At 64.4% G+C, this 278-nt stretch carries 1 pseudogene; it reads right to left on the bottom strand.

Annotation, left to right across the window (positions count from 1 at the left end):
- A pseudogene (locus BQ17_RS03740) lies at positions 1–197 on the bottom strand (hypothetical protein); the annotation flags it as partial.
- Positions 198–278 lie beyond the last annotated feature (81 nt).

Here is a 278-nt window from a genome sequence, read left to right as displayed (position 1 = left end):
TTGATCTCCAGTCCCATCCACCCTTCCGCGCTGGCTTCGACCCAGTCCCCTAGGCACTTCCCTTGATGACGCGCCAAGATGATCAAGTCATCGGCATCTCCCACCAGCCGCGCGCCAACCCGCTGGGCCGCTCCTTCCCGGTCATGGCAGCGGTTGTCCATCCAGTGCAGATACAGGTTGGCTAACAGCGGGCTCATGACGCCCCCTTGCGGGCTGCCGACCCGCCGTTTGACCTTCCGCGGCCGCTGATGCCGAGCCTTCGGTTCTTCCATGAGCGG

Source organism: Candidatus Thiosymbion oneisti (genome assembly GCF_900092655.1).
Taxonomy (GTDB): domain Bacteria; phylum Pseudomonadota; class Gammaproteobacteria; order Chromatiales; family Chromatiaceae; genus Thiosymbion; species Thiosymbion oneisti.
This window is presented reverse-complemented; position numbering and strand designations above follow the sequence as displayed.